Source organism: Streptomyces lycii (assembly GCF_009735685.1).
Lineage (GTDB): Bacteria > Actinomycetota > Actinomycetes > Streptomycetales > Streptomycetaceae > Streptomyces > Streptomyces lycii.
The window spans coordinates 1-10,106 of the sequence record NZ_WHPN01000009.1 but is presented as its reverse complement, the minus strand read 5'-3'; the positions used below and the strand labels follow the sequence as shown (position 1 = coordinate 10,106).

The 10,106-nt window shown below is 75.9% G+C and carries 6 protein-coding genes; 1 reads left to right on the top strand and 5 read right to left on the bottom strand.

Annotation, left to right across the window (positions count from 1 at the left end; all coding sequences use genetic code 11):
- Positions 1–633: 633 nt before the first annotated feature.
- The 5 genes from GCU69_RS33345 to GCU69_RS00390 form a co-directional block, all read right to left on the bottom strand.
- Positions 634–3,852 (bottom strand): serine/threonine-protein kinase, encoded by a 3,219-nt coding sequence (locus tag GCU69_RS33345; RefSeq protein WP_156204809.1) that lies wholly within the window; start codon positions 3,850–3,852, stop codon positions 634–636.
- On the bottom strand, positions 3,849–5,216 hold the full coding sequence (locus GCU69_RS00405; RefSeq protein WP_156204808.1) for a hypothetical protein: 1,368 nt from the start codon (positions 5,214–5,216) through the stop codon (positions 3,849–3,851). The genes GCU69_RS33345 and GCU69_RS00405 overlap by 4 nt, the downstream gene beginning before the upstream one ends.
- 47 nt (positions 5,217–5,263) lie before the next feature.
- The gene (locus tag GCU69_RS00400) at positions 5,264–6,244 is read right to left on the bottom strand and encodes a glutamate ABC transporter substrate-binding protein (protein ID WP_098751928.1); all 981 of its coding nucleotides are present in this window, start codon (positions 6,242–6,244) and stop codon (positions 5,264–5,266) included.
- A gap of 20 nt (positions 6,245–6,264) precedes the next feature.
- A complete protein-coding gene (locus tag GCU69_RS00395) occupies positions 6,265–7,776 on the bottom strand; it encodes a hypothetical protein (protein WP_408055739.1) in 1,512 nt (503 codons plus the stop codon).
- A gap of 420 nt (positions 7,777–8,196) precedes the next feature.
- Positions 8,197–9,195: a mechanosensitive ion channel family protein gene (locus GCU69_RS00390; RefSeq protein WP_235978109.1), complete on the bottom strand. Its 999-nt coding sequence runs from the start codon at positions 9,193–9,195 to the stop codon at positions 8,197–8,199.
- Positions 9,196–9,541: 346 nt separating this feature from the next.
- Between GCU69_RS00390 and GCU69_RS00385 the strand changes: the two genes are divergently transcribed.
- Positions 9,542–10,078, top strand: a complete 537-nt coding sequence (locus GCU69_RS00385) for an HNH endonuclease (protein ID WP_098751922.1) — start codon at positions 9,542–9,544, stop codon at positions 10,076–10,078.
- Positions 10,079–10,106 lie beyond the last annotated feature (28 nt).

The following is a 10,106-nucleotide window of genomic DNA, read 5'->3' as shown; positions in this document are numbered from 1 at the left end:
GCTGTGGGGCGGCGGCGCGGGGGTTCCGTCCCGGCCGGGGTCCTGTGCCGTCGCGCCCTGTGCGGTCGCGCTCTGTGGGGCCGCGCCCGCTGCGGGCGGAACCTGAGGGACCGGAGCCGGAGCAGCCGGAGCAGCCGGAGCAGCCGGAGCTGGGGGAGCAGGGGGAGCAGGGGGAACAGCCGGAGCTGGGGGAGCCTGTGGGGCCGGAGCGGCCGGAGCCTGAGCGGGCGCGGACTGAGCGGCCGGGGTCTGAGCGGCCGGGGTTGGAGCGGCCGGAGCCTGAGCGGGCGCGGACGGAGTCTGCGGGGCGGCCGTGGTCGGGGCCGGTGCCTGCGGGGCCGGAGTGGCTTCTGGAGTCCCGGGCCCCGGAGTGGTGGCTTCCGGAGCACCAGGCCCCGGAGCGGCGGCTTCCGAAGCGTGGGACTCCGGGCGGGCGTGCCCGGGAGCGGCTGTCACCGGGCCGGGCTGCTCCGGGCGGACGTGCCCGGGGCCGGTCGTCACGGCGCCGGGCCGCTCCGGGCCGGCGGTCGCCGTCGGAACCGCCGCACCGCACGCGCCGCAGAAGTTGTCACCCGACTCCAGCGGCTCCGCGCAGCTCGGGCAGATTGACGGTTGGGGCACCTGCGGCATCTATCACACCCACGTCCTGGGGCGGAGACGGTTGGCCCGCTCCACCAGTTCGATCCTTTCCCCGCCGCGCTGAGCCAGCCGCGCGAGTACCCGGTACGAGCGCTCCAGACCGAGCCGGAGTCCCCGCTCGTCGAACGGGCAGCCGAGAAGCCGCCGGTCGCCGGCCGGACCTCCGGCCTCCGCGCCCGCCGCGTCGCCGTCCGGCCGCGCACCGCGCCCACCGGAGAGTACCCAGTCGAGCGCGGTCCCCAGCACCTCGGTGGACAACTGCTCGCGGCGCACCGCGTCCAGCCCGAACTCCCGCAGCCGCTCCACCTGCCGGGCCGCCGCGGTGAGATCGTCCAGCAGCGGCTCCCGGGCCGCCCGGTTGCGCAGCCGCGCCCGTACGGCCGCCACCCGGGCGGCCGTGTAGTGGATCGAGGCCTCCGGCACGGACTCCAGCGCCCGTACGGCGCCCGCGCGGTCCCCGGCGGCCATCCGCACCCGGGCCAGCCCGAAGGCGGCACTCACATGGCTCGGATCGGTCGCCCATACGAGGTGGTAGTACTCGGCGGCGTTGTCCAGCTGCCCCAGCACCTCCGCGCACACGCCGAGCGCGAGCTTCGGCGCCGGTTCGCCGGGGAACGCGTCGTACACGGCGTCGAAGGCGAGCGCCGCGGTCTCCCGGTCGCCGGTCACCAGGGCCGCGAGGCCGCGGTACCAGACGATGCGCCAGTCGTCCGGATGACCGTGCTCCAGCTCGGCCAGCGCGGCACCGGCCGGGTCCGGGTCGCCGATCTCCAGCAGGGCGCGCAGTTCGCGCAGTCGCCGCTCGACCGAGTCACCGGGGGCCGCGGCCAGCGCGGTCAGCAGCTCGGCCGGTGCGGCGGCCGGCAACCCGGCGAGGAACCCGGCGTTGGGGTCCCGCGGGTCGACCCGGGGCACCGGCAGCGCGAGCGCGGTGGCCCGCAGGTCGAGCGGGGCCAGCACCGGCTGCCCGCCGCCCTCCGCCCCGGCGAGGACCTGCCCGGGCCCGGGGACACCCCCGGTCACCGTCCCGGGCACACCCGCGCCACCGGGAACGACGGCACCGGGCACCGAGGCACCGGGAACGCCGCCGGGCCCGCTGCCGGGGACGCCGCCGCCGTACGACGTTCCCGTGTGTGACGTTTCCGTGTACGCGGTTCCCGTGTACGCGCCCGCCGTCTGCCGGCCCTCGCCCGGGCGGCCGTCCGGGAGCGGCTGTCCGGAGCCCGCCGACGGTCCCCAGCCCTGGTGCGTGGCGCCCGTGGCCACCGAACCGTGCGCGGCCAGCCCGGTCGCCGCCCCGGCCCCGGACCCCGGTGAGGCCCCCGGCCCCGTCGAGACCCCGGGGCCACTCGTCCCGTCGTACCCGCCGGCGCCCGCGTACCCGCCCGTGCCCGCGTACCCGCCCGTGCCGCCGTACCCGTACCCGCCGGGGCCGCCCTGCTGTCCAGGGACCCCGGCCGCAGCGGGCCCGGCCGCCCCGAGTACCGCCGTCCCCGCCGGTCCGGCAGGCCCGGCCGTCCCGGGACCGCCCGTGGGCGCGCCGGCCGGAGGCAGCCCGCGGCGGAACCGCCATCTGCCGCGGCCGCCGCGGCCACCCGAACCGGAGCCGTCCGGGCCCCGGACCGACCCGTCCGGGCCCGGGGCGCCCGACGCGGTGCCCCTCGCCCCCGAGCCGGGACGGCCCGCCCCGGACCCGCCCCCGCCGTGCGGCCGGACTCCGAGCACCGACACCGCGCCCGACTGCTCGGCGAACAACCGGGTGTCGGTGACCCGCAGTTCCGGGCCGAACAGCGTCGACAGCGCGGGCCGCGGCCGGCCGCTCTGCAGGGCCACCACCTCGCGCAGCACCCCCGTCAGCTGCTCCGCCATCTCCGCCGCGGACGCGAAACGCCGCCCCGGGTCGGGATCGGTGGCGCGCACCAGCAGCCGGTAGAACGACTCGTAGCGGCGCAGGACGTCGACGGTCTCCGGATCCGGCAGGCTGTCGACGTGGACGTTGGTGTAGCCCTGGAAGTCGAAGGTGAGGACGGCCAGCGTCCGTGCCACCGTGTAGAGGTCGGAGGCGACGGACGGCCCGGTCTCGGCGACCTCCGGGGCCTGGTAGCCGACCGTTCCGTAGATCGCGCTGTCCTCGTCGTCCATCCGCCGCACGGCGCCCATGTCGATGAGCTTCAGCTGGTCGCGCTGCTGGATGGCGTTGTCGACCTTGAAGTCGCAGTAGAGCAGATTGCGGCTGTGCAGATGGCCGAGGGCCTCCAGCGCCTCCAGCCCGTACGCGCAGGCCCGTTCCACGGGCAGCGGGTCACGGCGGCCCTCCGCGGTGCGGCGCTCGTTCGCGATGTCCCGCAGGGACTTGCCGCCGACGTACTCCATCACGATGTAGCCGTCGAGGCTGCCCGTGCGCTGGTCCAGGTGCTCCACGAAATTGTAGATCCGGACGATGTTGGAGTGCTCGATCTCGGCGAGGAAGCGGCGCTCGGACACCGCCGCCGCGAGCGCGTCCTCGTCACCCGTGTCGAGCAGGCCCTTGAGCACCACCCAGCGGTCGGAGACGGCCCGGTCGACCGCCAGGTAGATCCAGCCGAGGCCGCCGTGCGCCAGGCAGCCCGCGACCTCGTACTGCCCGTGCACGATGTCACCGGTGCGCAGCTTCGGCACGAAGGAGTACGGATGCCCGCACTTGGTGCAGTAGCCCTCGGTGCGGCCCGGCCGGTCGCCGCGGGAGCGGCCGACCTGCGCACCGCAGTCGCCGCGGCTGCAGAACCGCTTCCGCTCCGGCACCTGCGGGTTCGGCAGCACCGCGGTGCGCGGGTCCGACCGCGGCACCTCCGGCACCGTCACCAGACCGGCACCCAGCCGGTTCCGCCCGGAGGCGGTGGGCGCGGAACCGGAGGAGCGGACGGACAGCTGCCGGGCCGTGGCGTTCCCGGCGGCCGAGCGCGACAGCCGGCCGGACACCGAGCGGCGCGAGGACGACGAGCGGGCCGACGGCCCGGAGGAGCGGCCCGACGGCCCCGAGGAGGAGTCCCGGGAGGCGCGCGGCGCGGCACCGGAGCCGCTGCCGCGCCGGGGCACCGCGACCCCGGTCGCCGCGGAGCCCACCATGCCGTCCGCGGACACGACCGGTGCCAGCCCGCAGACGTCGCAGTACAGCTCGCCGTGGCCGAAGTCCTCGTAGCCGCCGGTGCAGCCGGGCCGCTGGCACTCCTTCATCCGTCCCCCCGTCCCCGCCGCTCCGGCTCCCTCAGCCCCGGTCGGTCCCCGGGTCCGGCCTGCCGGGGCACCAGCGCCTCCGCGACCGCCTGCTGGTAGCGCAGTACCGCCTGCTCGGCCGCGCGCAGGTCGCACGGCGCGCTCCACAGCATCCGGCGGGCCGCGTCGTACCGCTCGGCGAGGAACGGGTCCTCGGCCAGCCCGTGCCGGGAGACCTTCGCCTTGTACGCGTCGAGCCGGCCGCGCAGCTCGGCGCGCACCGCGAGCGGCGCGGTCACCGCGGTCAGGGACTCGCGGGCCCGCTGCAACTCGTCCTCGGCGCGCTCCTCCAGGCTCTCCAGCAGCGGGGACAGCCGGTGCCACTGGGAGCGCCTGCGGTAGTCCGCCGCCGTCACCAGCTGCTCGTTCAGCGCGGTCGGCGGCCCGCTGACGGCGGGCACCTCCGAGGCGGCGATCTTGGCCAGCACCTCGCCGCGGGCCGCCCGGGCCTCGTTGAGGGTGCGGTCCGCGCGGGAGAGGACGTCCCGCAACTGCATCAGCCGCCGCTCGGCGTCCTGCCGCACCCCGAGCACCGCCTCGATCTCGCGCCGGATGTCCTCCAGGGCGCGGGCCTCGCGGTCGTAGCGCGTGGTGTCGGGCCGGCCGCCGCCCGGGGCCGAACTCCCGCCCGCCGCGGGGGTCCAGAAGGCGAGCGGATCGCTGATCACCTCGGCGCGCAGCGCGGTCAGGTTCGCGGTGATGCGCTCCAGGTCGTCGCCCGCCGGGTGTTCACCGGGGCGTACGCCGACGGAGTGCGCGAGGGAGCGGGTGCGCCGCAGTTCGGCGGCGAGCATGTCGATGCGGGCGGGCAGCGCCGACCAGACGGAGTCGGCGGCCACCACCACGTCCAGTGCCCGCGCGTAACCGGTGTTCATCCGGTCGACGAGCTCCTGGAGGGTCAGCCGTTCGCTGAGCCTGGCCTCCCCGGTGAGGGCCGCGGCCGCCTCCGGGGCCTCGGCCGCGGAGAGCGTGACGCTCGGGCCGCGCAGCAGCTCGGTCAGCCGGGCGAGTTCCGCGTGGCCCGGCCAGCGGTGCCGGGAGCGCAGGGCGCGGGCCTCGGCCAGGGCGGCGGTGTAGGCGTCGAAGTACGTCCAGAGCAGGGTGATGAGCTGTTCGGCCGCCGCCCAGCGGATCCTGGTCTCGCCGGTGAGCCCGGCGCCCTCCAGCAGCCGGCGGCCGGCATGGTCCTGGAGGGCCAGCAACGAGGTCTCGACCGCCTCGTGTTCGGCGACGAGCCGCGTCAGCGCGCGGTCCGCCTCCTCCCGGTCCATGACCGGTGCCTCGGGTCCCCCCGCGGGGCTGGGGATGGGTCCCGGAACCCCCATCGGTCACCTCTCCTGTACTCGTGGCAGCCGCGGGAGCGCCGCCGTCGTCAGCTCTTGTACTTGGGTGCGGGCGGCCCTTCTATGCCCTTCAGGTCGTCCGCGAGCCACTTCTCGTACGCCTCTCTCCAGGCGCTGTCCGCGCCGCCCGCGCGGTATTCCTCCAGCACCTTGTTGACCCGGCGTACCAGGTCGTCGTCCGCCAGGTTCACCGCCACGCCGTACGGCTCCTCGGTGAACGGTTCGCCGACCAGTTCCACCGACGGGTCCTGCGCGGCCTGGCCCGCGGCGAGCGCGTTGTCCGTGACCACCGCGTCGACCTCGCCGAGCTGGAGCCGGACCAGGCAGTCGAGCTGGTTGGGCACCGTCACCACCCGCGCGCCGTGCGACTGCTTGCGCAGCTCCGACTCGCCGGTGGAGCCGGCGGCCGTACAGACCGTGCGGCCCGCGAGCGTCGCGTCGAAGCCCTCGATCCCGGAGCCCTTCGGGGCCAGGACCTGCTGCCCGGCCTCGAAGTAGGCGGTGGAGAAGGCGACGTCGCGGATCCGGTCGCAGTTGATCGTCATGGTGCGGACGACGAGGTCCACATCGCCCTTCTGCAGGGCCGGTATCCGCTGGTTGGTGGGGATGGCGCGGTACACCACCTTCTTGTCCTGCTCCCGGTAGTCCTCGCCGAGGATGTCCTCGGCGATGGCCTCGACCAGGTCGATGTCGAAGCCCACCAGGTCCTGCGTCGCCGGGTCGCGGTAGCCCCAGCGGAAGCTGTTCTGGTCCACGCCCACGACGAGTTGCCGGCTCTCCTGGATCCGGTTCACCGCGGGCCCGTCCGCGCCGGACGGCCGCAGGCTGGCCTCCGGGTCCTCGCAGTCCTCGTCCGCCGCCTGCCGGGCCGGCGTCGCCTCCGGGGGACGGGGCGGCCCGGCCCGGCCGGTGCCGGCCTCGTGCCGTACGGCGGGGAGCAGGGCCGCCGCCAGCGCGCACGCCACCGCCATCCCGGCCACGCCGCCCCAGCCGCGCAGTCTCCTGTCCATGACCCGCTCTCCGCCTCCCCTCACCGGTACTCCGACAGCCGGCGCCCGATGCCGAGCACGGCCGCGGCCGCGCCCAGCAGGGCGAACACCGCGGCCCCCGCGGGCAGCCCGGCGAACGCGCGCCGTCCGCCGTCCGCGGCCGCCCGGAACTCCCGCCGCTCGTGCGCCTGCGCCCGGTCCAGGCTGGAGTCCACCTCGTCGAAGGACTCGCCCGTCGTGCCGCGGTCGCCGATGACCTGCCGGAGCGCGCCGTCGTAGTCGCCGTTGTCGTCGGCCTTCCGCGCCTCGCGGTGGCGATCCTGCCAGGTACGGACCGCTTCCACAGCGGCCCGTACCGGAGCGCGCCCCTCCGTGTCGTCCGCGAGGTCCCCGGCGCGGTCCAGCAGGCTGCCGGGCGCCGCCTCCTCGCCGGGCCCGCCGACCAGGTCCCGCATGCCGCCGGCGTACGACGTCTCGTAGAAGTCCTTGCCGTTCCCGGTGAGCCGCGCGCCGCGCGCCACCAGGGTCAGGCTCTCGTCGCCGCGGGCCGTCAGGGAGTGGATCCGGGCCTCGTTGAGCACCCGGAGGGACTCCGCGCCGTGCTCCCGGGAGTCACCGAGCCCGGACCGGGCCACGCCGTGGCCGACGGCGAGCCACAGCAGCAGCACCGCGCAGGCGGCGGTCGCGGCCAGCAGCCCCTGGTTGAACACCCGGTTGGTCCGCAGGTAGACGCGGCGCTGTGCCCAGCCGAGCGCGGCCAGCGCGAGGACGCCGAGTGCCAGCGCGGCCCACGGCCAGGACCGGGCGTCCGCGTAGTCCTCGCCCAGCCGGTCGGTCTCCGCCTCGTAGAGGGAGCGGGCGGCGGGCAGCAGGTCGGTGCGCATCCGCTCGTTGGCGTGGCGCAGATACGCGCCGCCGAGCGGCAGGCCCTGCCGGTTGTTGGCACGGGCCTGCTCGACCAGGCCGGTGTACGCCGTGAGATGGGAGTTGAGTTCGGCGACGCCGCGGCGGGAGGCCGCGGAACCCTCGGTGTTGGCGGCCGCGGTGACGAGGAGTTCGGAGGCGACCTCGATGTCGGTCTCGTAGCGCTCGCGGATCTCGGCGGGCCACTGGCCGCCGGAGAGGAAGCCGGCGGCCGCCGTGGTGTCGGCGTCCGCGAGCGAGCGGTAGACACTGGCCGCGTCGTCGCTCAGCGGCTGGCTCTGGCCGACCACGTCGGCCGCCGCGGCCGACCGGTCCGACACCTGCCAGGCGGTGACCGCGCCGAACGCCAGGACCAGCGCGGCCAGTACGGCGCCGATGAGGCGCAGCCGGCCCGGCTCGGTCGTGGCCGCGGCCCGCAGCCGGTCGACCCCCTCGGCCCAGGCCGTGCGCCGAGGGGGCTCCACGGGGGTGCCCGTCCCTCCCGGGGCGGCCGCACCCACGGGCGGCTGTCCCGGCGTGCCCGGCTGTCCCGGCGGGCCCGCCGGGAAGGGAAGCGGCGCGGGCGGCCCGGCGGGACCGCCCGCGAGCAGACCGGCGGGCGGCGTGCCGCCGCTCGGCGGGTGTGTCACGGGTAGACCTCCCCCTGGGTCGCGGCCGGCCCCGCCGCCCGGCAGGACGGAGAGCGCATGGGACACCGGCAAGCAGTATGGCCCCGGGGAGCCGGGGGACACACCGGAATGGCTGGATCATGCTCGGATCGCAACAGTCCGGTCCGGCGGGCGCCCCGGCGTGCCCGGACGACCCCGGGGCGCGTGCCCGCGGACACCCGCGCGGGGCGTGCCCCGGGGCGCGCGGCCCGCCCGGACGGCGGCGCGGGGGCGGACGTACGCGGCGGCGGGGATGAGGGGCGTACGGGCGCGGTGGCGGGAGTGACGGGCGTACGGAGGCGGTGGCAGGCGTGACGGGCGTACGGGCGCGGCGGCGGGGGTGACGGGGGTACGGGCGGGCGAACGGGGGCCGGCGGTGGCGAACGGCCGGAGGGCGCGGGCCTACTGCGCCGCCGGACCCGCCAGGGCCGACGGCGGCTGCACCCCGGCCGCCCGGTCCTCGGCGGCCTCGATCCCGCCTTCGGGCACACCGCCGACGATGCGGATGCCCGCCGAGTCGAACGCCTGCTTGATCCGCCAGCGCAGCTCCCGCTCCACGTCGAGCGCCTTGCCCGGCATCGTCTTCACCTGGGTGCGGATCACGACCGACTCCAGCGTCACGGCGTCCAGTCCGGGCACCTCGACCGGGCCCCAGAGCCGCTCGCTCCAGGGCTCCTCCTTGGCCAGCTCCTCACCGGTCTCCAGGATCGTCCGGCGGGCCCGGTCCAGGTCCTCGTCGTACCGCACCTGGACGTCGACCCCCGCGGTCGCCCAGCCCTGGCTCCGGTTGCCGATGCGCTTGACCTCGCCGTTGCGGATGTACCAGATCGCGCCCTCCTCGCCGCGCAGCTTGGTGACCCGCAGCCCGACCTCGATCACCTCGCCGGAGGCGACGCCCGCGTCGACGGTGTCCCCGACGCCGTACTGGTCCTCCAGGATCATGAAGACGCCGGACAGGAAGTCGGTGACCAGGTTCCGCGCGCCGAAGCCGAGGGCGACACCGGCGACCCCCGCGCTGGCGAGCAGCGGGGCCAGATTGATGTTGAGCACGGACAACACGGTCATCGCCGCGGTGCCCATCACCACGAACGAGGTGATGCTGCGCAGCACCGAGCCGATCGCCTCCGAGCGCTGCCGCCGCCGTTCGGCGTTGACGAGCAGGCCGCGCAGCGCGGTGCCGTCCACGGCCTGCGCGGTGCGGTTCATCCGCTGTATGAACTTGGTGATCACCCGGCGGAGCACCGCGCGCAGCACGAACGCGATCACGAGGATCAGCAGGATGCGCAGTCCGCCGCCCAGCCAGGAGGACCAGTTCTCCTCCACCCAGCCGGCGGCCTCCGAGGCGTCACGCCGCGCGTCGCGGAGCGAGGGCGTCGTCGGGCTCGGGTCTTCGGCGAGCAACCACACAGCGTGCAACCTTCCGTGGCGGCCCGGGCGGGGAACACGGGGCGGACGACGGGAACTCGGGCCCGGGACGGACCATCCAGACTAACGGGACGCGAAAGGGCGCCCGTTCTTCCGTTCGGGTGTTCCGCACGGGTGTTCCCGGCGGGTCCTCCACGGTGGCCGCGGTCGCACCCGTGTCCGGGCGGGAGGCCGTCGCCGGGGCGGGGAAGGATCCCGTGTGGTCGAAAACACTCTGGATGCGTTACCCGGACGTGGTGGCGCCACGACCAGGCCTGAGGAGAAACTGAGTGCAGATCGTCCCGGCGCGAGCCACGCGCCGCCGGCGTACAAGGAGGCACCCGTGCCGCATGTCCTGGTCCTCAACGCGTCGTACGAGCCGCTCGGTGTCGTACCGCTCCGTCGCGCGCTCATTCTGGTCCTCAACGACAAGGCGGTCAGCCTCGAGGACTCCGGCGCCCTGATGCACAGCGCGACCCGTGTGATCGCCGCACCGAGCGTCGTCCGGTTGAAGCGCTTCGTGCGGGTCCCCTACCGGGGGCCCGTTCCTCTTACCCGCCGGGCCCTGTTCGCCCGGGACGGCGGCCGGTGCGCGTACTGCGGTGGCGTCGCAACCAGCGTCGACCACGTCATCCCGCGCAGCCGCGGCGGTCAGCACGCCTGGGAGAACGTGGTGGCCGCGTGCCGGCGCTGCAACCACGTCAAGGCCGACCGGCACGTCGCCGAACTCGGCTGGCGGCTCCGCCACCAACCCGCCCCGCCGTCGGGCCTCGCCTGGCGGATCATCGGCACGGGGCATCGGGATCCGCGCTGGCTGCCCTATTTGCAGCCGTACGGCGCGGACGACGCGTTGGCCCGGATCGACGGCATCTCCGCCTAGATCCGGGCTCCTTTGTCGGCACAGCGGC